This is a genomic window from Pseudomonas sp. 86_A (assembly GCF_017491705.1).
In the GTDB taxonomy this organism is placed as follows: domain Bacteria; phylum Pseudomonadota; class Gammaproteobacteria; order Pseudomonadales; family Pseudomonadaceae; genus Aquipseudomonas; species Aquipseudomonas koreensis.
In genome coordinates this window covers 22714-46346 of sequence record NZ_JAFGYS010000016.1, presented here as the reverse complement: position 1 = coordinate 46346, position 23633 = coordinate 22714, and the positions used below count along the sequence as shown (strand labels likewise).

The window sequence follows — 23633 nt, the reverse complement described above, 5'->3', positions numbered from 1 at the left end:
AAGAGGCAAGCCCGATGCTCCCGGAGAACCTGATGAAAAAACTCAAACTGGTGATGATCGGCAATGGCATGGCCGGGGTTCGCACCCTGGAAGAACTGCTCAAGCTGAGCAACGAGCTGTACGACATCACGGTCTTCGGCGCCGAACCGCACACCAACTACAACCGCATCCTGCTGTCGCCGGTGCTGGCCGGCGAACAGACCTTCGAAGAGATTGTGCTCAACGACCTCGACTGGTACCTGGAAAACAACATCAAACTGCTGCTCAACCGCAAAGTGGTGGAGATCGACCGGGTTAAACGCCGGGTGATCGCCGAGGATGGCACCGAGGCCGAATACGATCGCCTGCTGATCGCCACCGGCTCGACCCCGTTCATCCTGCCGATCCCCGGCAACACCTTGCAGGGCGTGATCGGCTACCGGGACATTGCCGACACCCAGGCGATGATCGACACCGCCAAAACCCACAAGCACGCCGTGGTGATCGGCGGCGGCCTGCTCGGCCTCGAAGCGGCCAACGGCCTGATGCTGCGCGGCATGCACGTCACCGTGGTGCACCTCGGTGAGTGGCTGCTGGAGCGGCAACTGGACAAGACCAGTGGCCAGCTCCTGCAAACCGCCCTCGAATCCCGTGGCCTGCACTTTCGCCTGTGCGAACAGACCCAGGCCCTGCACGACGCCGGCAACGGTCGCGTGGGCTCGGTGCAGTTCAAGAATGGCGACATCATTCCTGCCGATCTGGTGGTCATGGCCGCCGGCATTCGCCCCAACACCGAACTCGCGGAAAAGGCCGGCATTCCGTGCAATCGCGGGATTCTGGTCAACGACACCCTGCAAACCTACGACCCGCGCATCTATGCCATCGGCGAGTGCGCCAGCCACCGTGGCATCGCCTACGGCCTGGTGGCGCCGTTGTTCGAACAGGCCAAGGTCTGCGCCAACCACCTGGCCCAATTGGGTTTCGCCCGTTATCAGGGCTCGGTGACGTCGACCAAATTGAAAGTCACCGGCATCGACCTGTTTTCCGCTGGCGACTTCATGGGCGGCGAAGGCACCGAGACCATCACCCTCTCCGACCCGATCGGCGGGGTGTACAAAAAACTGGTGATCAAGGATGACGTGCTGGTCGGCGCTTGTCTGTACGGCGATACGGCAGATGGCGGTTGGTATTTCCGGCAGATTCGTGAGAATCACGCCATCGGCGAGATCCGCGATCACCTCATGTTCGGAGAAAACGCACTTGGCGATGTAGGACATCAGGGCCAAGACAAGGCTATGAGCATGGCCGACAACGCCGAAGTCTGCGGCTGCAACGGCGTGTGCAAGGGCACCATCGTCAAGGCGATTCAGGAACACGGCCTGTTCAGCGTCGACGAAGTGAAGAAACACACTAAGGCCGCTAGCTCCTGCGGCTCCTGCGCCGGGCTGGTCGAGCAGATCCTGATCAACACCGTCGGCGGTGCGGCGGACGTCAAACCGAAAAGCGAAAAAGCCATCTGCGGTTGCAGCGACCTCAACCATGGCCAGATCCGCCAGGCGATTCGCGAACAGCATCTGCTGACCATCGCCGGCACCATGAGCTACCTCAACTGGCGCACCCCCAACGGCTGCGCTACCTGCCGCCCGGCCCTCAACTACTACCTAATTTCCACTTGGCCCGGCGAGGCCAAGGACGATCCGCAGTCGCGCCTGATCAACGAGCGGGCCCACGCCAACATCCAGAAGGACGGCACCTATTCGGTGGTGCCACGGATGTGGGGCGGCGTGACCAACCCGTCGGAACTGCGGCGGATCGCCGACGTGGCGGACAAATATCAGGTGCCGATGGTCAAGGTCACCGGCGGCCAGCGCATCGACTTGCTGGGGATCAAAAAACAGGACTTGCCCGGTGTGTGGAAGGACCTCGACATGCCGTCCGGCCACGCCTACGGCAAATCGATCCGCACCGTGAAAACCTGCGTCGGCAGTGAGTTCTGCCGCTTCGGCACGCAGAATTCGACCCAATTGGGCATCGACCTCGAACACGATCTGTTCAACATGTGGTCGCCGCACAAAGTGAAGCTGGCGGTCTCCGGATGCCCACGCAACTGTTCGGAAGCGGGGATCAAGGACGTAGGAATCATCGGCGTCGATTCCGGCTGGGAGATGTACATCGGTGGCAACGGCGGGATCAAGACCGAAGTCGCCGAGTTCTTCGTCAAGCTCAAGACCGCCGAGGAAGTGCGCGAATACAACGGCGCGTTCCTGCAGCTGTACCGCGAAGAAGCGTTCTACCTCGAGCGCACCGTGCACTATCTGCAACGGGTCGGCATGGAGCACATCAAGAAAGCCGTGCTGGAAGATCCCGAGCGTCGCAAGGCCCTGAACGAGCGCCTGCAGTTCTCCCTGTCGTTCGAACAGGATCCGTGGAAAGAGCGCCTCGCCCAGCCGCAACTGAAAAAAGAATTCGACGTGATCCCCGTGAGAAACCTGGAGGTGCCGGCATGAACTGGCTCGATATCTGTGCCCTGGAAGAGATCAACGCCCTCGGTTCGCGGATCATCGCCGGGCCCAAAGGTGACATCGCGATCTTTCGCACAAGCGACGACGAAGTTTTCGCACTCGATGACCGCTGCCCGCACAAGGGCGGACCGCTGTCCCAAGGCCTGATCTACGGCAAGCGCGTGGCCTGCCCGTTGCACAACTGGCAGATCGACCTGCAGTCCGGCGAAGCCCAGGCCCCGGATATCGGCTGCGCGCACCATCATCCGGCCCGGGTCGAAAACGGCCGCGTGCAACTGGCCCTGCGGGACGCCGTCTGATGAACCGCCAGACGACCGCCTCAACCTGCTGTTATTGCGGAGTCGGCTGCGGCGTGCTGATCGAGCATGACGGCGAGCGCATTCTCGGCGTCAGCGGCGATCCGGCGCATCCGGCCAACTTCGGCAAACTGTGCAGCAAAGGCTCGACCCTGCACCTGACCGGTGATTTGGCAGCACGGGCGTTGTACCCGGAATTGCGCCTGGGCAAAGGCTTGGCGCGCAGTCGTTGCGACTGGGACACCGCGCTGGATCACGCCACCAACGTGTTCACCGACACCATCGCCGAACACGGCCCGGACAGCGTGGCGTTCTACATCTCCGGGCAGTTGCTGACCGAGGATTACTACGCCTTCAACAAACTGGCGCGGGCGCTGGTCGGCACCAATAACATCGACAGCAATTCGCGGCTGTGCATGTCTTCGGCGGTGGTCGGCTACAAGCGCAGCCTCGGCGCCGACGCACCGCCATGCAGCTACGAAGACCTGGAGTTGAGCGATTGCGTGGTGATCGTCGGCAGTAACATGGCCTACGCCCACCCGGTACTTTTTCGCCGCCTCGAAGAAGCCAAATCCCACCGCCCGCAGATGAAAGTCGTCGTTATTGATCCACGGCGCACCGACACCTGCGATCTGGCGGACCTGCATCTGGCGATTCTGCCGGGCACCGATGTCGCGTTGTTCCATGGAATTTTGCATCTGCTGTTGTGGGAAGACTGGATCGACCGCGACTTCATCCAGGCTCACACCGATGGCCTCGCCGAGCTGAAAAGCCTGGTGCGCGACTACACGCCGGCGATGGTGTCGCAACTGTGCGGGATCAGTGTCGAGCAGTTGCAGCAATGCGCCGAATGGATCGGCACCGCGCCGAGTTTTCTGTCGCTGTGGTGCATGGGCCTGAACCAATCCACCGCTGGTAGCGCGAAGAACAGCGCGCTGATCAATCTGCACTTGGCCACCGGGCAAATCGGCCGTCCGGGTGCAGGACCTTTCTCCCTGACCGGTCAGCCGAATGCCATGGGCGGACGGGAAACCGGCAGCCTTTCCAACTTGTTGCCAGGTCACCGTGAAGTCGCCAATCCGGAGCACCGCGCCGAAGTAGCGGCGTATTGGGGTGTGGATAAGCTGCCGGAGAATACCGGTCTCAGCGCCATCGAACTGTTTGAACAGGTGCGCAGCGGCAAGATCAAGGCGTTGTGGATTGCCTGCACCAACCCCGCACAATCGATGCCGGATCAGAACGCCGTGCGCGCCGCGCTGGAGACTTGTCCGTTCGTGGTGTTGCAGGAGGCGTTTCGCACCACCGAAACCGCAGCGTTTGCCGATCTGCTGTTGCCGGCGGCCAGTTGGGGCGAGAAGGAAGGTTCGGTGACCAACTCCGAACGGCGGATTTCCCACGTCCGCCAGGCCATTGCCGCACCGGGTGAAGCACGACCGGACTGGGCGATCACCGTAGATTTCGCACAACGCCTGGAGAAGCGTCTGCGCCCGCAGCAGCCGGGGCTGTTTGCGTTCGAACAACCGGCGCAGCTTTTTGACGAGTACAAACAACTGACCCGAGGACGCGATCTGGATTTGTCCGGGGTCAGCCATGGGTTGATTGATGAGCTGGGGCCACAGCAATGGCCCTTCCCCGCTGGCGCTCGCCAAGGCACAGCCCGACTGTATGGCGACGGGATCTTTCCTACAGCGAACGGGCGCGCGCAGTTCGTTGCCGATCCCTATCGCGCCGCCAAGGAACAACGCGACGCACGTTTTCCCCTGACCCTGATCACCGGCCGCCTGCGTGATCAATGGCACGGCATGAGCCGCACCGGCACGGCGGCGCAGTTATTCGGTCATGTCAGCGAAGCTGTGTTGAGCCTGCATCCGGACGAATTGCGCCGTCACCGCTTGCAGCCGGGGGATCTGGTGAATCTGAAAAGTCGTCGGGGCGCGGTGATTGTGGCGGTCGCCAGCGATGACAGCGTGCGTCCGGGCCAGGCGTTCCTGCCGATGCACTGGGGTGATCGTTTCCTCAAGGGCGGTGTGAACAGCCTGACCCTGCCCGCCTTCGATCCTTTGTCGAAACAGCCGGAACTCAAGCATAGCGGTGTGCGGCTGGAGCCGGTGAATTTGCCATGGCAACTGTTCGCACTGATCGAGGGCGATGTTCAACGGCATTTCGAGGCGCTTCGACCGCTCTGTGAGGCGTTTTCCTACGCAAGTCTCAGCCTTGTCGGACGTGAACGGCCTGCGCTGCTGATACGCGCAGCCAGCGCAGTGGCACCAGAACCGCAATTACTGCGTGAAATCGACCAGTGCCTGGCCCTGATCGACGGGCCGGTGCTGGCTTATGACGATCCTCGCCGCGCCATCGGTAAACGGGTGCGCATCGAAAACGGGCGAATCACCGCGATCCGCCAGGCCGGCGAAACCCTCGCTCAGCACTGGTTGCAAGGCCTGTGGCTGGAGGGTCGTGCCGACGAACAACTGCGGCGCTGGCTGCTGGCACCGATGAGTGCACCGCCGGGCAATGCCAGCGCGCAGGTTGTGGCGGACAAAACCTTGTGCAACTGCAAGAACGTCAGCCACAGCGCGGTCTGCGCCGGTATCCGTGAAGGTCTGGATCTGCAGGGTTTGAAAAACAAGTTGGGGTGCGGCACGCAATGCGGTTCCTGCGTCCCGGAAATCAAGCGTTTGCTGACCGCCGAAGTGCGTCCGGTCGCCGTCATCTGAAGAGGAAAACACCATGAACGCGAAAGTCTGGCTGGTGGGCGCGGGCCCCGGTGATCCTGAATTGCTGACGCTCAAAGCGGCGCGTGCCTTGCGCGAGGCCGAGGTGGTGCTGATCGACGATCTGGTCAATGAGGCGGTACTTGAGCACTGCCCTGCTGCGCGGATTATCGCGGTCGGCAAACGCGGCGGCTGCCGCTCGACGCCCCAAGCGTTCATCCATCGGCTGATGCTGCGTTATGCCCGTCAGGGCAAATGCGTAGTGCGGCTCAAGGGCGGCGATCCGTGCATTTTCGGGCGTGGGGGTGAGGAAGCTCAGTGGTTGCGCGAGCGCGGGGTCGAGGTGGAGCTAGTCAATGGCATCACCGCCGGACTGGCCGGCGCGACCCAGTGTGATATTCCGCTGACTTTGCGCGGCGTGGCCCGGGGCGTGACGCTGGTCACGGCCCACACACAGGACGACAGCCAGTTGAACTGGCGGGCGCTAGCGCAAGGCGGGACGACGCTGGTGATTTACATGGGGGTGGCGAAGCTCGGTGAGATTCGCGAGCAACTGCTGGCGGGCGGCATGGCGGCGGATACGCCGGTGGCGATGATCGAGAACGCCTCGTTGCCGGAGCAGCGCGAATGCCGCAGCAATCTGACAGCGATGGAAGACGATGCCCTTGGTTTCCAGCTCAAGAGCCCTGCGATTCTGGTCATAGGCGCCGTCGCAGCGGCTGCAACCCAAGTCGATTCGATTCACTGGCCAGCCAACCGATTGGCCTGACAACCCCGGTTTCACCAAATCGCAGGCAAAGAAAAGCCCGGCCTAAGCCGGGCTTTTCTCAAAGCGGCGAGCTAATTACTTAGCTTGAGCTTCAACCTGCGCTTCTACGCGACGGTTAACAGCGCGACCAGCTTCAGTTTTGTTGTCAGCAACTGGGCGGGATTCGCCGTAGCCGATCGACTGAACGCGGGACGACTCAACACCGTACTGCTGGGTCAGAACTTGCTTAACGGCGTTTGCACGACGCTCAGACAGTTTCTGGTTGTAAGCGTCAGGACCGACGGAGTCAGTGTGACCTTCAACAGTGGTGTGAGTGGCTGGGTACTGCTTCATGAAGTCAGCCAGGTTCTTGATGTCAGCGTAGCTGTTTGGCTTGACGACCGACTTGTCGAAGTCGAACTTCACGTCCAGCTCTACACGAACAACTTCAGCAACTGCTGGGCAGCCATCAGCGTCAACAGTTACGTTGGCTGGGGTGTCCGGGCACTTGTCAACGTTGTCGCAAACGCCATCGTTGTCGCTGTCGGAGCAGACTTCAGCTGGTGCTGGAACTGGAGCAGCAGCTGGCTTGCCGCCGCCACCGAAGTTCACACCCAGACCAACCGATGGAGCGTAGTCCCAACGGCCGTTGTCCAGTTTGTAGTCAGCTTCTACGCCAGCACGGGCGAAGAAGTTTTCGGCGAAGTAGTACTTAACGCCAGCGCCAGCAGTCAGGAAAGTCGACTGGTCGCGACCGGTGTGGCCGTCAGCAGCTACGTTGGTCAGGTTGCCGTGCTTAACGCCACCTTCAACGTATGGACGCAGAGCGTCGCCAGCGTTGTTGAAGTGGTATTGAGCGGTCAGACCGAAGTTGTCACCGCGCAGTTTTTGGCTACCGGTACCGTCGTTCGAACGGGTGTGGTTGTTACGATCCCAGCCGAAGTTGACGGAGACGTCGTCGGTCAGGAAGTAACCGATTTTGGCGCCTGGGTTGAAGCCGTCTTCGACATGATCAATGCTGTCGTTGTACTGCTTCTTGTAGTTGATCTCGCCTTCAACTGCGCCTTGGCCTTGTGCCAGTGCGCCGAACGAAGTAGCGGCAATAAGAGAACCAATGGCCAAGCCCAAGGTGTTTTTCAGTTTCATCCGTTAAATCCCCATCTGGTGATTGTGAAGCAGTCCCGCAAACCGGGGGACAACTCGGCGGCAAGTCTATCAGAACTTGCCTACACGTAAGAGATATTTGCGCTGAACTAAGTTTCAGCAATGCCTGCAAATTTCTCACGTAATTTGTCTAGAGCACGTTTGTACCGCATTTTTGTCGCACTCAAACCCATGTGCATGATGTCTGCGATCTCCTGAAACTCAAGTTCTGCGACAAATCGTAGCACCAGAATTTCACGGTCAATCGGGTTCACATACACCAGCCAGCGATCAAGTCCGCCCTTTTCCTCGGGTTTCGGCGCCTTTTCTTCCGACGCTTCTTCCAGGGGGTCCAGACTCAAAGCGTCCATCAAGCGACGCTTTCGCCGTTCCTTCCGATACTGCGTGATGCATTCGTTGTAAGTGATGCTGTACAGCCAGGTCTTGAACTTCGATTTCCCCTCGAAGTTCTTCAGGCCGTACAGCACCTTCAGCATCACTTCCTGACAGACATCGTCTGCGTCGCGATCGTTCCCAAGATATCTCGCACAAACGTTAAATAATGTTCGCTGGTACCGGCGCATCAGCTCTTCATAGGCGCGCGTTACGTGAAACAGCTCGGTATGCGAGCGCGCGACCAGCTCCTCATCAGAGAGCTCACGGGGGTCATAGCGCGTGGATAGCGTTTGGGCTTTATTCAAAACAAGTCGTGCCGACAGTCAGGTCAATGTCCGCCGCTACCCTCTCAGGGCATTTCGCGGCGGCATACATTAGCAGGGTTTGCCGGGTTAGCGGCTACTCACATGCTGTTCCAGCAGGATCCGATTGGAGAGTGAGACTAGCTCACCGTCATCGGTCAGCAATGTGGTTTTAACCGTGCCGATCTCTTCGATCTGGCCTTCGACCTCACCAACACGCACTTGTTGCCCAACCTGATACAACTCACGCACATAGATTCCCGCAAGAATCTGACCGGCAATTTCCCGGCTTCCCAACCCCATTGCCAGCGCAACCGCCAGACCAACGGTAATCAATACGATGACAATCACATGGTTCAGCAGGTCAGTCTTGACCTCAAGCTGACTGATCGCGACCGAGATGCTGATGATGATCACCAGCCCTTGAGCGATGCGACCCAAACCCGAAGCGTAGTCCAGTCCTACGCCTTCCGCCGCCCCGCGCACCAGGCCGTTGGCCAGTTGTGCGAGCAAAACACCGACCAGCAGCACCAGCGCGGCACCGAAAACTTTCGGCAAATACAGCGCCAGCATGTCCAGCGTAGCTGAAACTCGCTCAAGTCCAAGCGACTCTGCTGCAGAAACCAGGAAAATCAGCAGAACAAACCAATAGACGATCTTGCCGATCAGGGTCGAAATCGGCACTTGCAGCCCGGCCCGCGACATCAATTTGGTCAGCCCGGTGCCGCCCATCAGGCGATCGAGGCCCAGCTTGGCGAGCAACTTGGAGAGCAAGGTATCGAGCAACTTGGCCACCACGAAGCCCAACAGCAGCACTACGAGCGCGCCGAACAGGTTCGGGATGAAATTGGCGACTTTGGTCCACAACGCAGTCATTGCAGTGACGAGGCTCTGAGTCCAGAGATCAAGTTCCATATTCAATCAGCCTTATCAGCAGTGCGTGCAGTAGTTTTACGAAGACGGGAAACCGGCGAGACGTGGGCCGATCCGTTATTCAGGGCGATCATCAGCGCGGGCAGCCAGCGGCCCAGCAGGCTGAACAGATCACCGGCGCCGACCTGGCGGTTGGCGGTTTTGAGTACGCGACCCAGGCAGGCGTCGTCGTCGCGGCTGGACGGCGAGGCGTTGAGCATGTCGCGCAAAGACTGTTCAAACGGATCGTGCATACGCACCTCTCGTGATGTCTGTGAAAGACGCGGGCAGATTTGGTCGGGTCACATGTTGCATTTTCATACCCAGCGCAAACGGCGGAATAACCACCACTGACCGAAGGCCATCGCCAGCACGGTCAGGCAGGCAATCAGGAAACCATAAGGGCTGCTCGAGAACGGAATTCCGCCGACGTTGATACCCAGCAAACCGGTGAGAAAACTCATCGGCAGGAAGATGCAGGTGATGATGCCGAAGCGGTACATTGTGCGATTCATGCGCACGTTCAAACGCCGGTCTTCGGCCTCCAGCACAAGCCCCATGCGCTCTCGGGTCAATTCGAGCTCTTCGAGATAGCGGGTCAGGCTGTTGTTCAATTCGTTCCAGTAGTCGGCGTCATCGTCGACAAACCACGGCAGTTTTATCCGCGTCAGTTGTCCGAAAATATCCCGCTGCGGTGCCAGAAAACGCTTCAGTCCGGCCGCCCGACGACGGATGTGCAAAATCGAGCCATGCTCGGGGGTATACCGTTCGTCGGCATCCAGTTTTTCTTCCTCTTCATCGACAAGTTCCGACAGACACGTGACCAGATCCTGCACCTTGTGGGTGAGCAATTGCGCCAGATAAAGGATCAATTCCGAGGAGGTTTTCGGGCCTTTGACCTCACTGAGCAGCGCCAACAGTTCATCGGTGGCGCGCAGCGGACGCAGACGCAACGAGATGACGCGCTGGGCGGAGGCGAAAATCCGCACCGAGACCATGTCTTCCGGCTCGGCACCTGGATTGAGGTTGACCCCGCGTAGAAACAGCAGCAGCTCGGCATCCGGCAATGGCAACAGGCGCGGCCGGGTGTTTTCTTCGAGCAGCAGGTCGCAGGCGAATTCATTCAGGCCGCTGGATTTGCGCAGCCAGGTCTGGGTTTGCGGGTGACTGCGATCCCAGTGCAGCCACAGGCTCTCATGCGCCTGCAGCTGCAGATCGTCGAGCTCAGTCCGGGCTATCGAACGCGCACCGCCTTTACCGTCCAGTACCAGGGCGTGCACCAGCCCCCACTGCGCGTTTTCTTCCTCGAACATCCGCATCCCTTTATCGAAAACTTATTCAGGCATCTGCAGCGGACTTGGCGAAACGATCACGCCGTTGTTGTCCGCATAAATGTAGTGGCCCGGGTGGAACGTCACTCCGGCGAAAGTCACTGGCACGTTGAGGTCGCCGATGCCGCGCTTTTCGGTCTTCATCGGATGGCTGGCCAGCGCCTGCACGCCGAGATCGGTCTGGGCAATGACGTCGACATCACGGATGCAACCGTAGATGACCATGCCTTCCCAGCCGTTTTTCGCGGCTTTCTCGGCGATCATGTCGCCCAGCAGCGCGCGACGCAGCGAACCGCCGCCATCGACCACCAGCACCTTGCCGTTGCCCTTGAGCTCGGCCTGTTCCTTGACCAGCGAGTTGTCTTCGAAGCATTTGACGGTCACGATTTCGCCGCCGAAGGAATCACGGCCGCCGAAATTGCTGAACATCGGTTCCAGCACCTGCACCAGCTCCGGATAGGCGTCGCACAGGTCAGGCGTGAGGTAATGGTTCATCGAAAAACTCCTGTAACAAGGAAGACGATCAAGGATGTCGCACTCTTTTGAAACGAGTCCCGGCGGTCGCTGTTTACCTTAGTTCATGCAATGGTCGCTGAACGAACCTGAACAAACGCTGAAACGTAATAGCTAAACAGCCACCAAATATGACCAGAATTGCACAATGCGTCATATCTTAGCCGCAAGCCGATCCGAACGAAATGCCCTTTTCAGAGCCTCCGGCTCAGACCGCGGCGGCCAGATCCGGCTTCTCGCCCAGCAATGGTGTGTGCTGATCCTGCAGCCAGCGCGCCACCAGCGGCCAGACCTCGGCCTGCGCGGCCTTGCTCACCAGCATCTCGACATGCCCGAAGTTGTCGCTGAAGCCCTGTTCGCGCCCCAGATTGACGAACTGTTTGTGCTCGGAACCGATCTGCTCGAACAGTTTGCGACAGGCCCACGCCGGATCCTGATGATCCCCCGCCGCCGTCACCGCCAGCACGGGCACCTGCACCTCAGCGAGACCGGCCCACCAATCCTTGTCCTTGTCGCCAAAACGCCCGAACAGGCCGTACCAGCGCATGCTTTCCAGCGCCAGCCCGATCGGCTCGTCTTCCGGGCCGCGCTTGAGGCGTGAGCCGGACAATTGCGCGAAACGCTTGAGAATGAAGCGCCCGCTCCACTCCACCGGCGGGATCTTCAGCGGCCAGTAAGTGCGACTGACCTGAGTGCCGAAGAACGCCGCCGAGGCCACCGCCGGCTCGCCGAGGTATTCGCCGCCCAGCGCCGCCGCCAGGGTGATGCCGCCCAGCGAATGGCCGATCCAGTGCGGCACCTGCCCGCTCTGCTCGCGCACGAACGCGGCAATCGCCGGCAGATCGTAACGGGCGTAGTCGGCCACGCGATTGCGCCGATAGTCTTCGTTGCGCTGCGACAGGCCGTGGCCGCGCATTTCCGGGATCCACACATCGAAGCCCAGGCGCGTCAGGTAGGCGCCCAACCCCAGGCCTTTGGGGGAAAACCAGAAGCGTCGGTTGGAAAAACTGCCGTGCAGCAGAATCACCGGCACGCCACGGGAGGCCGGCTCGTCAGCCATGCCCAGGCGGGTCACGGCGATCTCCACGGACCAGTCTGGGCTGTTGCCGGGTTTCAAACGATAGACGTCTTCGCTCAGATCACCGCGCCGTTCGGCGCTGATCAGGGCGACAGGAAATAGGTTGCTGCTGCTTTGCATAATGCTCTTGCACAAAAAAGGGCGGCATCTACAGGAGCCCGCCCTACTCAATCTCAAGGCCCCGCCCCCCTGCGGGAGCGGGCCGTTCACATACTTATCAGGCCGGTGCCTGACCTTCCGCGAGGAAGAACCAGGTTTCCAGTACGGAGTCCGGGTTCAGCGACACGCTTTCGATGCCCTGCTCCATCAGCCATTTGGCCAGGTCCGGGTGGTCCGAAGGGCCCTGACCGCAGATGCCGATGTACTTGCCGGCCTTGTTGCACGCGGCAATCGCGTTCGCCAGCAGCTTCTTCACCGCCGGATTACGCTCGTCGAACAGGTGCGCGATGATCCCGGAGTCACGGTCCAGACCCAGTGTCAGCTGAGTCAGGTCGTTGGAACCGATCGAGAAACCGTCGAAGAATTCGAGGAATTCTTCAGCGAGAATCGCGTTGGACGGCAGTTCGCACATCATGATCACGCGCAGGCCGTTGTCGCCACGGGCCAGGCCGTTTTCGGCGAGCAGGTCGACCACCTGACTGGCTTCGCCGAGGGTACGGACAAACGGCACCATGATTTCGACGTTGGTCAGGCCCATCTCGTTGCGTACGCGTTTCAGCGCGCGGCATTCGAGTTCGAAGCAGTCACGGAACGATTCGCTGATGTAACGCGAAGCGCCACGGAAGCCCAGCATCGGGTTTTCTTCTTCCGGCTCGTACAGCTTGCCGCCGATCAGGTTGGCGTACTCGTTGGACTTGAAGTCCGACAGCCGCACGATGACCTTCTTCGGCCAGAACGCTGCAGCGAGGGTGCTGATGCCTTCAACCAGTTTTTCGACGTAGAAGCCGACCGGATCGTCGTAACCGGCGATGCGCTTGTCGACGCTGTCCTTGATTTCCTGCGGCAGGCCGTCGTAGTTCAGCAGTGCCTTGGGGTGCACGCCGATCATGCGGTTGATGATGAACTCCAGACGGGCCAGGCCCACACCGGCGTTCGGCAGCTGCGCGAAGTCGAAGGCACGGTCCGGGTTGCCGACGTTCATCATGATCTTGAACGGCAGCTCCGGCATGGCGTCCACGGAGTTCTTCTTGACGTCGAAACCCAGCTCGCCTTCGAAGATGTAACCGGTATCGCCTTCGGCGCAGGACACGGTCACACCCTGGCCATCCTTCAGCAGCTGAGTGGCGTTGCCGCAACCCACGACCGCCGGAATCCCCAGTTCACGGGCGATGATCGCCGCGTGGCAGGTACGGCCGCCACGGTTGGTGACGATGGCGCTGGCGCGCTTCATGACCGGTTCCCAGTCCGGGTCGGTCATGTCGGAGACCAATACGTCGCCGGCCTGGACTTTGTCCATTTCGGAGACGTCCTTGATGATCCGCACTTTACCGGCGCCGATGCGCTGGCCAATGGCACGACCTTCCACCAGCACAGTGCCGGTTTCTTTCAACAGGTAACGTTCCATGACGTTGGCCTGGGTGCGGCTTTTCACGGTTTCCGGACGCGCCTGCACGATGTACAGCTTGCCGTCATCACCGTCCTTGGCCCATTCAATGTCCATCGGGCAGCCATAGTGCTTCTCGATGATCATCGCCTGCTTTGCCAGCTCGCTGACTTCGGCGTCGGTCAGGCAGAAGCGCGCGCGTTCAGCCTTGTCAACATCGACGGTCTTCACGGAACGACCGGCCTTGGCCTCGTCGCCGTAGATCATCTTGATCGCTTTGCTGCCGAGGTTGCGCCGCAGGATCGCCGGGCGACCAGCCTCCAGGGTGCCTTTGTGTACGTAGAATTCGTCCGGGTTCACCGCGCCTTGTACGACGGTTTCGCCCAGGCCGTAGGCGCCGGTGATGAACACCACGTCACGGAAACCGGATTCGGTATCGAGGGTGAACATCACGCCGGCGGTGCCGGTTTCCGAACGCACCATGCGCTGCACGCCTGCCGACAGGGCGACCAGTTTGTGGTCGAAGCCCTGGTGCACGCGGTAGGAAATCGCACGGTCGTTGAACAGCGAGGCGAACACCTCTTTGGCGGCGCGGATAACGTTTTCCACGCCACGGATGTTCAGGAAGGTTTCCTGCTGGCCGGCAAACGATGCGTCCGGCAAGTCTTCGGCGGTTGCCGAGGAACGCACGGCCACGGCCACGTCAGGATTACCGGCCGACAACGCGGCGAACGCGGTGCGGATCTCGGTATTGAGTTTTTCAGGGAATTCGGCGTCCATGATCCATTGACGGATCTGCGCGCCAGTCTTGGCCAGCGCATTGACGTCGTCGACGTCCAGGGCGTCGAGAGCCTTGTGGATCTGATCGTTGAGGCCGCTCAGTTCGAGAAAGTCGCGATAGGCCTGCGCGGTGGTGGCAAAGCCGCCGGGGACCGACACACCGGCACCCGCCAGGTTGCTGATCATCTCGCCCAGGGATGCGTTCTTGCCCCCCACATGCTCAACATCGTGTTTGCCGAGCTTATCGAGGGAAACTACGTACTCTACCAAGGTGATCTCTCCACTAACTGTGTTGGAAAAGCTCAGAAACCGGCAGCTCGGGGGAGCGTTGGCCGGCTGTATGGCCTGGACCTGGAAAATAAGTGAGAATGCGGGCCAATGGCGGCCGGCAAATCGCGCCTATCATATCCAAGATTCGTCACTAGCTTAAGGCCCAAGGTGCAAATGAAACGATCTGCTTTCTTTATCTCCGATGGCACCGGCATTACCGCCGAAACCCTGGGTCAAAGCCTTCTGGCGCAGTTCGAAAACATTACCTTCACCAAGCTCACGCGGCCGTATATCGACAACGTGGACAAAGCGCGGGCCATGGTACAACAAATCAACAAAGCCGCTGAAACCGACGGCTTGCGCCCGATCATCTTCGACACCATCGTCAATCAGGACATCCGTGAGATTCTCGCGACCTCCAATGGTTTCATGATCGACATTTTCTCGACCTTCCTGGCGCCGCTCGAACAGGAACTGACCGAGCATTCCTCCTACACCGTCGGCAAGTCGCATTCGATCGGGCACAACTCCAATTACATGGAGCGCATCGAGGCAGTGAACTTCGCCCTCGACAACGACGACGGCGCGCGCACCCACTATTACGACAAGGCCGACCTGATACTAGTGGGCGTGTCGCGTTGTGGTAAGACGCCGACGTGCCTGTACATGGCGATGCAATTCGGCATCCGCGCGGCCAACTACCCGCTGACCGAAGACGACATGGAGCGCCTGACCCTGCCGACCGCCCTGCGCGCCCATCAGCACAAACTGTTCGGCCTGACCATCGACCCGGACCGCCTCACCGCGATCCGCAACGAGCGCAAGCCCAACAGCCGCTACTCGAGCTACGCCCAGTGCGAATTCGAGGTGCGCGAAGTGGAAAACCTGTTCCGCCGCGAGAACATTGCGCACATCAACTCCACGCATTTTTCGGTGGAAGAGATTTCGGCGAAGATTCTGGTGGAGAAAGGTGTGGAGCGGCGGTTCAAATAGTTTTTTGGCATCTGTTGTGGCGCCATCGCGGGTTTGCCCGCGATGAACGATCACACAGTCTCTGTTAATGCCCTGGCCAACGCTTCAAACCCGTCCAGCAACAACCGGTCATCCCCCACCGAATTGCACACACTCGCCCGAATGAACTGCGGCACCGCCGCATGCCCGACCGCAAAGGCCTCGGCAGTGGACACCAAGTAGTTGTTCTCCTTCAGTTCCGCAGCAATCTGCGACGCGCGCCATAGCTCGGGTACTTCGATCCAGAAATGCGGGCTGTTGACGTGCGTCCTGTACGCCAGGTCTTGCAACGTCGCGCTGACCAAGGCCTTGCGCCGGCCAATTTCACTGATTTGTTCGTTGAGCAGTTGTGTGGCAATGCCGCTTTCGATCCAGCGGCACGCCACCTCCATTGCCAACGGATTGGCCATCCAGCACGTCCCGCGAATGGCTGAACTCAAACGCCCGAGTAACGCGTGCGGCGCGTGCAGGTAACCGATACGCAGCCCGGCTGACACCGCTTTGCTCAAACTGCCGATCAGCACCGCCCGCTCCGGCGCAAACGCGCTCAGGGGCAGCGGTCGCTGGCGATCCAGCAGCGCATGCGCCTCGTCCTCGAAAATCAGCAGATTGTGTTGCCGGCAGATGACGGCAATGGCTTCGCGCCGTGGTACCGACATCACCGCCGCCGTAGGATTCTGGATCGTTGGCGTGCAATACAACGCCGACACCCGATGCTGCCGGCAGACGTCCTCCAGCGCCGACGGCAACAGGCCTTCGGCATCCATTGCGACACCGATCAGTTTGATCCCGAGTTGGCGTGCGACGCTGATCAAACCCGGGTAGGAAAGATGCTCGGTGACCACCGTGTCACCCGCCTTGAGCAAGCCCATCAATGCGCATAGCAGCCCGTGCTGACCACCGTTGACGCACAACACTTGATCGGCATCCGCCTGAAATGCCCCATGGCTCAGCCAGTAAGCGCCCGCCTGTCGGTGCCGGGGCAAGCCGGTTTCGGCGGTGTAGCCGGTCAACTGCTGCAGGCTCTGCGAATCGTGGGCCAGGGTCTGTAGGGTCAGACTCATGAAAGCGCTTTCCTGCCCGGGAATCGGCTGATTCCGACTCATGTCGAAGCAAGCCCGCGGCTCTTCGCTGACATTGCGAAAGCCCTTGTCCCGCGTTCGTTCCATCCCGCGCTGACGCACGAAAGTGCCGTCTCCTACACGCGCGACGACCAGACCGACCCGTTCCAATTCGCCATAGGCACGACTGACGGTGCCGATGGTCACGCCGAGGCTGTCGGCCAATAACCGGTGCGGCGGCAACTTCGCGCCGGCAGCGATCACCCCTTCGGCAATGGCTTGCTCCACCGCATCCGCCAGGCGTTTGTACTTCACGCCGACGCCATTGGCGAGGCCGTCACGCAGGATTGACACCATGGCAATACTTACTTTGACAGTCATTGTCGCCCCGAATAGCGTGCTGAAAACAGGTGCAATCAGGGATAGTCCTTTTTACCGACGAGGTCAATTCCTCTGCTGCGGAGTACAAAGCATGTCGACTGCCATCAGCGCCCCGTTAAGCGCCAGCAAGCCTTGGCTCGCCGGTTTGCTCACCTGCACGCTGTTTCTGATCGTCTGCCTGAGTTGGGGCACCACCTGGCTGGGGATCAAGATTGCCGTGGAAAGCGTGCCGCCGCTGACGGCTGCGGGACTGCGCTTTCTGATTGCCTTCCCGCTGTTCCTCAGCTTCGCCGTGTTGCGCAAGGCGCCGCTGCTGTTCCCGCGGCAGAGCCGCTGGTTTTTCGTGTTCGTCACGCTGTCGTATTTCAGCCTGCCGTACTACCTGCTCAACTACGGCGAACTGCATGTTTCGTCCGGCCTGACCGCGCTGCTGTTCAGTTGCATGCCGGTGTTCATCCTGATTTTTTCCGCGCTGTTTCTGCGCGAAAAAATCCTCCCGACACAGTTGCTCGGCATCGCCATCGGTTTCGCCAGCCTGTTCATGATCATTCGCAGCCAGGGCCTGCATCTGGATCAGGCCGAATGGCTCGGTGTGCTGGCGATTCTGTGTGCGGCGATCCTGCATGCGCTGTGCTACGTGGTGACCAAGAAACACGGCAGCGCGATCAGCGTGATCACCTACAACACCCTGCCGATCGGCATCGCCGGGCTGATGTTATTTATTGTCGGATTGAATGTAGAAACACCGGTCTTCAAGGACATCACCGCACGCTCCTGGGGCGCCCTGCTTTACCTCGGACTGGTGGCGTCGGTGGGCGGCTTCATCGCGTATTTCATCCTGCTCAAACGCCTGAGCCCGGTATTGCTGTCGTTCGTGTTCATCATTTTTCCGGTGTTCGCCCTGCTCATCGGCGCCTGGTACGAAGGCACGCCGGTATCACGGGAGCTGATGCTGTATTCAGCGATCCTGCTCGCCGGTTTCGCGATCACCAAGCTGCCGCTCAAGCGTTGAAATCCCCCACAACACTCAACTTTGAACATCGGAGGTTCAAATGTCGGTACACACCATGGAAACCCTCAGCCTGTTTAACGCCGAACCCTACCGGCGCAATTTCAGCGCGCGGGTGATCGGCGTGGTCGATCAGGCCGTCGTACTCGAACACACGCTGTTCTACCCCACTGGCGGCGGGCAGCCGGGGGACAGCGGGCACTTCACTCTGGCGGACGGTACCCGGATCGACGTCACCGGCACCGTGCGCGACCCGGCGCTGCCGTCGATCATCTGGCACCAGGTGGCGCAGTGCCCGCCGCACCTTGGCGTCGGCACGCTGCTCAACGCCAGCCTCGACTGGCAGCGGCGTTACCAGCACATGAAGATGCACACCTGCCTGCACCTGCTAGGCGCGCTCATCGATGCACCCGTGACCGGTTGCAGCATCAGCGCCGACAAGGGCCGGCTGGATTTCGATCTGCCGCAAATGACCCTCGACAAAGAGCGCATCACCCGCGACCTCAACGCGCTGATCGAGCGCGCGTGCGCGGTCAACGTCCTGAGCATGCCAGCCGCGCAATACCCCGCGCTGCTGGAACGGATCGGCAGCAAGACCAACCGGCCACCGGCAATCCAGGGTGATCTGCGCGTGATTGAGGTGGCAGGCATCGACCTGCAGCCCTGTGGCGGCACCCACGTGGTCAACACCCGGGAAATCGGCGAGGTCTATTGCGAAAAAATCGAGAAGAAAAGCCAGCACAATCGTCGGGTGATCCTGCGTTTCGCCTGAACGGTCGAGCTTGCGTGGATGAAAATTTCTTCACCCAAAACCGACGCGTTCTTTACGTCTTTGTAACATCTCAAACAATACAATCCGCGCAAGCAGCGCATCCGGGTTAAACACCCGATGCGCCTGCCCTCCCGGCCTGTCGAATTCAACAGGCCTGCAACATTCACTTCCCACTTGAACCTGAAGAACGAGCGTCCGCTCATTCTCGGTGGGTCGTGCAGACAAAAGCTACGCTCAGACTGCCGCGCCCCACTCGGAAACCGCTGGAATCACAGCTTATGAAGAAAGTGTTCCGTCACTACATCCCGGCCACGGCCAGACGCCTGCTGCCCAATCGCTGGGATTTGATCGCCCTGCCGCTGGTGGTCGGCTTCCTGCTGTTTTTCTCGATTACCGCCCGGGAAACCTGGGCGCCGATCACCACCTTGCAGAGCGAGGTGATTTCCCTCGACCCGGGCAACCTGCCTGAGTATGCGATGCGCACCACCTTACGCATGCTCGCGGCGATGGTCGCGGCACTGATCTTCACCCTGCTCTACGGCACATTGGCGGCCAAAAGCCGCCGCGCGGAAAAGCTGCTGGTGCCGGTGCTGGACATCCTGCAATCGGTGCCGGTGCTGGGTTACATCTCGTTCACCGTGACGTTCTTTCTGCTGCTGTTTCCCGGCCGGGTACTGGGCGCCGAGTTCGCCGCGATCTTTGCCATTTTCACCAGTCAGGCGTGGAACATGACCTTCAGCTTCTACCAGTCGCTGCGCATGCTGCCGCGCGACTTGGTGGAGGTGTCGACCAACCTGCAACTGTCCGGCTGGCAGAAGTTCTGGAAGCTCGACGTGCCGTTCGCCATGCCCGGATTGATCTGGAACATGATGATGAGCATGTCCGGCGGCTGGTTCTTCGTGGTGGCGTCGGAAGCGATCACCGTCGGCGACCAGACCATCACCCTCCCGGGAATCGGTTCGTACCTGGCCTTGGCCATCGCGCAGCAGAACCTGCACGCGGTGGGCTACGTGATCCTGACCATGATCGTGGTCATCCTCATCTACGACCAGTTCCTGTTCCGCCCGCTGGTGGCCTGGGCCGACAAGTTCCGCATGGAAAACACGGCTTCGCAGACCGCCGCGCCGGAGTCATGGGTGCTGAACCTGATCCAGCGCACCCGCTTGATCCAGCGCCTGCTGCGCCCGTTCAGTCGCGTCATCAGCCGGCTCGGCAACATGCGTTTGAACCTGCCGCGTGCGGCGCGCCAGGCCATCGCCTCGGACAACCCGGCGACGTCGAAGCTGATCGACGGGGTCTGGGGCACGCTGATCGCGTTGCTCACCGCTTACGCGCTGTACCACATCGTGCTGTATGTCGGCACCGAAGTGACCCTCGGCGAGGTTGGCCACGTGTTGCTGCTGGGGTGCTTCACCCTGCTGCGGGTGGCCGGGCTGATCTTCATCGCCTCGCTGATCTGGGTGCCGCTGGGGGTGATGATCGGTCTGCGCCCGGCGCTGGCGGAAAAGATCCAGCCACTGGCGCAATTCCTTGCGGCATTCCCGGCGAACCTGCTGTTCCCGGTGTTCGTCATCGTCATCCTGCGCTACCAGTTGAACCCGGACATCTGGCTCAGCCCGCTGATCGTGCTCGGTACGCAGTGGTACATCCTGTTCAACGTGATCGCCGGGGCCAGCGCCTTCCCCAATGACTACAAGGAAGCCGCGATCAACTTCCGCATTCGCGGCTGGCTGTGGTGGCGCAAGGTCATGCTGCCGGGGATTTTCCCTTACTACGTGACCGGCGCCATTACCGCCTCGGGCGGCGCGTGGAACGCCAGCATCGTTTCCGAATTCGTCTCCTGGGGGCAGGACAAAGTCGTCGCCCACGGCCTCGGGGCGTACATCGCCCAGACCACCGCCGCCGGGGACTTTCCGAAAATCACCTTGGGCGTGGTGGTGATGGCGATCTTCGTCGTGGCCTTCAATCGCCTGGTCTGGCGGCCGATGTACGCCGTGGCCGAAAACAAACTCCGCCTCAATTGATGGGATTCGCTGTGATGAATACCTATACCGAACCAACCGCCGCCAGCCCGGAAATCTATTCGCTCAGCGATGTGAACCGGGTGTTTGGCAAAGGCAAGGAAGAACTGCAGGTGCTCAGCGGCGTCGATCTGACCCTGCGCGAGGGCGAGATCGTCGGCATGCTCGGCCGCTCCGGCTCGGGCAAGTCGACTTTGCTGCGGATCATTGCCGGGCTGATCGAACCTTCGTCGGGCGAAGTCCTGTACAACGGCAAACCGCTCGACGGCCCGGCCGAAGGTGTGGCGATGGTGTTTCAGACCTTCGCGCTGTTCCCGTGGCTGACGGTGCTGGAAAACGTCGAGGCCGGCCTGCAAGCGTTGCAGGTCGAGCGCAAGGCTGCGCGCAAACGCGCCCTGGCGGCCATTGACCTGATCGGCCTCGACGGCTTCGAAAACGCCTACCCGCGCGAGCTGTCCGGGGGCATGCGCCAACGTGTGGGCTTCGCCCGCGCACTGGTGGTCAACCCGACTCTGTTGTTGATGGATGAACCCTTCTCGGCGCTGGATGTGCTGACCGCTGAAACCTTGCGCACGGATCTACTGGATCTGTGGAGCGGCAAGCAACTGCCGATCAAATCGATCCTGATCGTCACCCACAACATCGAAGAAGCGGTGCTGATGTGCGACCGCATTCTGGTGTTGTCGTCCAACCCCGGGCGGGTGGTGGCGGAAATCAAAGTGCCGTTCGCCCACCCACGCAATCGGCTGGATCCGACTTTCCGGCAGATGGTCGATGACATTTACGCGCAGATGACCGACCGCCGCAGCGCCGATGCCAGCGCCGGCAAGCCCGAGCTGAAAATGAGCAGCCCGCTGCCGGAAGTCTCGACCAACCTGATGGCCGGCCTGATTGAAACGATCGCCGCCGAACCCTACGACGGCCACGCCGGTCTGCCCACCGTGGCCGAGCGGCGCTTGCTGGAAGTCGATGACCTGTTTCCGGTGGCCGAGATGATCGAGCACCTGGGTTTCGCCGAACTCAAGGGTGCCGACATCACCCTGACCGAGGCCGGCAAACTGTTCGCTGACTACGGCACCCAGGAACGCAAAACCCTGTTCGCCGAGCACCTGATTCGCCATGTGCCGCTGGCGGCGCGCATCCGTCAGGTGCTGCTGGAGCGCAATGGTCACCGTGCGCCACGGGTGCGTTTCGAGCAGGAACTGCAGGACTCGCTGACCGAAGCCTTCGTCGAGAAAACCCTGGAAGTGGTGATCGCCTGGGGCCGTTACGCGGAGATTTTCTCCTACGACGACCACACCGAAACGTTCAGCCTGGAGGATGTCGAGGGCAGCCTATAGCCCTCGGCAGCTCTGGCGCTGCGCCTAAATCACCAACAGGTCGACGAAGCGATGGACCGGCGTGGCTTCAAGCTGCGCCTGATCCTTGCACAAGGTGAAGATCTGGTGGCTGCGCTGGCCGGTGAAGCGCGTCGCCAGGTTGGCCTTGAACTTGTCTTCAAGCAATGGAATGCCTTCGGCGCGACGGCGACGATGGCCGATCGGGTATTCGACCACCACATTCTCGGTGCTGGAACCGTCCTTGAAAAACACCTGCACGGCGTTGGCAATCGAGCGTTTGTCGGCCTCCAGATATTCGCGGGTGAAACGCGGGTCTTCGACGATGACCATTTTCTCGCGCAGCACATCGATGATCGGGTGCGCGGCGTGGAAATCATCCTCGTACTGCTCGGCAACCAGGTTCCCGAACGCCAGCGGTACGGCGGTCATGTACTGAATGCAGTGGTCGCGGTCGGCGGCGTTGGCCAGCGGCCCGACCTTGGAAATGATGCGAATCGCCGACTCGTGGGTGGTGATGACGATGCGGTCAATCTCGTGCAGCCGATTGCGCACCAACGGGTGCAGGGTGACCGCCGCTTCGCAGGCGGTCTGCGCATGGAATTCGGCGGGGAAGCTGATCTTGAACAGCACGTTTTCCATCACATAACTGCCGTAGGGGCGCGAAAAACTGAAGGCACGCTTGCCCTCTGGCTTGAGCGCCAGATCGTTGTTGATGTGGCTGAACGACACGTCGTAGAAGCCCCATTGCCTGGCCGTCAGCACGCCGGGAATACCCATTTCGCCGCGCAGGGCGATGTCGGCCAGACGCACGCCGCGACTGGTCGCATCCCCCGCCGCCCAGGATTTGCGCGACCCGGCATTCGGCGCATGGCGATAGGTGCGCAGCGCCTGCCCGTCGGCGAAGGCATGCGACAACGCCGACAACAATTGCTCGCGGCTCGCGCCCATCAGTTTCGCGGTGACCGCAGTCGAAGCCACCTTCACCAGCAGGACATGATCGAGGCCGACGCGATTGAAGGAGTTTTCCAGCGCGATCACGCCTTGAATCTCGTGGGCCATGATCATCGCTTCCAGCACATCGCGCACCGTCAGCGGCGCTTCACCGTTGGCCACGCGCTTTTGCGACAGGTGATCGGCTACCGCGAGAATCCCGCCGAGGTTGTCCGACGGGTGCCCCCACTCGGCGGCGAGCCAGGTGTCGTTGTAATCGAGCCAGCGCACGATGCAGCCGATGTCCCACGCGGCTTTTACCGGGTCGAGGCGATAAGACGTGCCCGGGACTCGTGCGCCAAATGGCACCACGGTGCCTTCGACGAGCGGGCCCAGGTGTTTGGTGCATTCGGGAAAACGCAGCGCCAGCAGGCCACAGCCCAACGTATCCATCAGGCAGTTGCGGGCGGTATCGAGGGCTTCGGCAGACTGGATTTTGAAAGTGAGGACGTAATCGGCGATGTCCTGCAGGACACGGTCGTAGTCGGGGCGGTTGTTCAGGTCGACGTTGGCGCTCATGT

19 protein-coding genes are annotated in these 23633 nt (G+C 60.7%); 9 read left to right on the top strand and 10 right to left on the bottom strand.

The features are described 5' to 3' along the window. Positions 1-32 precede the first annotated feature (32 nt). Genes nirB through cobA form a run of 4 tightly spaced genes read left to right on the top strand, consistent with a single transcriptional unit; the run spans position 33 to position 6280 of the window. Positions 33-2486 carry a nitrite reductase large subunit NirB gene (gene nirB / locus J5M57_RS23310; RefSeq protein WP_064589971.1) on the top strand — a complete coding sequence of 818 codons (2454 nt, stop codon included), beginning with the start codon at positions 33-35 and terminating at the stop codon, positions 2484-2486. Continuing rightward, a complete protein-coding gene (nirD, locus tag J5M57_RS23305; protein WP_064586764.1) occupies positions 2483-2800 on the top strand; it encodes a nitrite reductase small subunit NirD in 318 nt (105 codons plus the stop codon). The genes nirB and nirD overlap by 4 nt, the downstream gene beginning before the upstream one ends. Beyond that, the gene (locus tag J5M57_RS23300) at positions 2800-5514 is read left to right on the top strand and encodes a nitrate reductase (RefSeq protein WP_207850109.1); all 2715 of its coding nucleotides are present in this window, start codon (positions 2800-2802) and stop codon (positions 5512-5514) included. Before nirD ends, J5M57_RS23300 begins: the two co-directional genes overlap by 1 nt. 13 nt (positions 5515-5527) lie before the next feature. Continuing rightward, positions 5528-6280: a uroporphyrinogen-III C-methyltransferase gene (gene cobA, locus J5M57_RS23295; protein ID WP_064586762.1), complete on the top strand. Its 753-nt coding sequence runs from the start codon at positions 5528-5530 to the stop codon at positions 6278-6280. A 75-nt stretch (positions 6281-6355) separates the two neighbouring features. On the opposite strand, the gene J5M57_RS23290 is transcribed toward cobA, so the two are convergent. The 8 genes from J5M57_RS23290 to ppsA form a co-directional block, all read right to left on the bottom strand. Beyond that, on the bottom strand, positions 6356-7405 hold the full coding sequence (locus tag J5M57_RS23290) for an OmpA family protein (protein WP_064586761.1): 1050 nt from the start codon (positions 7403-7405) through the stop codon (positions 6356-6358). A 107-nt stretch (positions 7406-7512) separates the two neighbouring features. Continuing rightward, complete coding sequence (gene sigX, locus J5M57_RS23285) at positions 7513-8103, bottom strand: RNA polymerase sigma factor SigX (RefSeq protein WP_011333251.1); 591 nt, start codon at positions 8101-8103, stop codon at positions 7513-7515. An 87-nt stretch (positions 8104-8190) separates the two neighbouring features. After that, positions 8191-9015: a mechanosensitive ion channel domain-containing protein gene (locus tag J5M57_RS23280; protein ID WP_003223294.1), complete on the bottom strand. Its 825-nt coding sequence runs from the start codon at positions 9013-9015 to the stop codon at positions 8191-8193. A gap of 2 nt (positions 9016-9017) precedes the next feature. Beyond that, positions 9018-9266, bottom strand: a complete 249-nt coding sequence (locus J5M57_RS23275; RefSeq protein ID WP_003223293.1) for a hypothetical protein — start codon at positions 9264-9266, stop codon at positions 9018-9020. 63 nt (positions 9267-9329) lie between these two features. Next, positions 9330-10325, bottom strand: a complete 996-nt coding sequence (locus J5M57_RS23270; RefSeq protein WP_207850110.1) for a zinc transporter ZntB — start codon at positions 10323-10325, stop codon at positions 9330-9332. Positions 10326-10346: 21 nt separating this feature from the next. Next, positions 10347-10838: a ribonuclease E activity regulator RraA gene (rraA, locus tag J5M57_RS23265; protein ID WP_083366492.1), complete on the bottom strand. Its 492-nt coding sequence runs from the start codon at positions 10836-10838 to the stop codon at positions 10347-10349. A 226-nt stretch (positions 10839-11064) separates the two neighbouring features. Further along, complete coding sequence (locus J5M57_RS23260) at positions 11065-12054, bottom strand: alpha/beta fold hydrolase (RefSeq protein ID WP_169840796.1); 990 nt, start codon at positions 12052-12054, stop codon at positions 11065-11067. Positions 12055-12151: 97 nt separating this feature from the next. Then, complete coding sequence (gene ppsA, locus J5M57_RS23255) at positions 12152-14527, bottom strand: phosphoenolpyruvate synthase (protein WP_169840798.1); 2376 nt, start codon at positions 14525-14527, stop codon at positions 12152-12154. A gap of 174 nt (positions 14528-14701) precedes the next feature. On the opposite strand from ppsA, the gene J5M57_RS23250 reads away from it, so the two are divergent. Continuing rightward, a complete protein-coding gene (locus J5M57_RS23250) occupies positions 14702-15520 on the top strand; it encodes a pyruvate, water dikinase regulatory protein (RefSeq protein ID WP_169840800.1) in 819 nt (272 codons plus the stop codon). A gap of 50 nt (positions 15521-15570) precedes the next feature. Here the strand turns inward: J5M57_RS23250 and J5M57_RS23245 are convergent, their stop codons facing one another. Then, positions 15571-16980 carry a PLP-dependent aminotransferase family protein gene (locus tag J5M57_RS23245; RefSeq protein ID WP_207850111.1) on the bottom strand — a complete coding sequence of 470 codons (1410 nt, stop codon included), beginning with the start codon at positions 16978-16980 and terminating at the stop codon, positions 15571-15573. A 91-nt stretch (positions 16981-17071) separates the two neighbouring features. Between J5M57_RS23245 and J5M57_RS23240 the strand changes: the two genes are divergently transcribed. From J5M57_RS23240 to J5M57_RS23225, 4 genes are all read left to right on the top strand, one after another. Next, a complete protein-coding gene (locus tag J5M57_RS23240; RefSeq protein WP_207850112.1) occupies positions 17072-17992 on the top strand; it encodes an EamA family transporter in 921 nt (306 codons plus the stop codon). A gap of 40 nt (positions 17993-18032) precedes the next feature. Beyond that, a complete protein-coding gene (locus tag J5M57_RS23235) occupies positions 18033-18761 on the top strand; it encodes an alanyl-tRNA editing protein (RefSeq protein ID WP_207850113.1) in 729 nt (242 codons plus the stop codon). 278 nt (positions 18762-19039) lie between these two features. Beyond that, positions 19040-20785, top strand: a complete 1746-nt coding sequence (locus J5M57_RS23230) for an ABC transporter permease subunit (protein ID WP_083366497.1) — start codon at positions 19040-19042, stop codon at positions 20783-20785. 14 nt (positions 20786-20799) lie between these two features. Beyond that, positions 20800-22122, top strand: a complete 1323-nt coding sequence (locus tag J5M57_RS23225; protein WP_169840805.1) for a nitrate/sulfonate/bicarbonate ABC transporter ATP-binding protein — start codon at positions 20800-20802, stop codon at positions 22120-22122. Positions 22123-22146: 24 nt separating this feature from the next. Here the strand turns inward: J5M57_RS23225 and prpD are convergent, their stop codons facing one another. After that, the gene (gene prpD, locus J5M57_RS23220) at positions 22147-23631 is read right to left on the bottom strand and encodes a 2-methylcitrate dehydratase (protein ID WP_207850114.1); all 1485 of its coding nucleotides are present in this window, start codon (positions 23629-23631) and stop codon (positions 22147-22149) included. Positions 23632-23633: the final 2 nt, after the last annotated feature.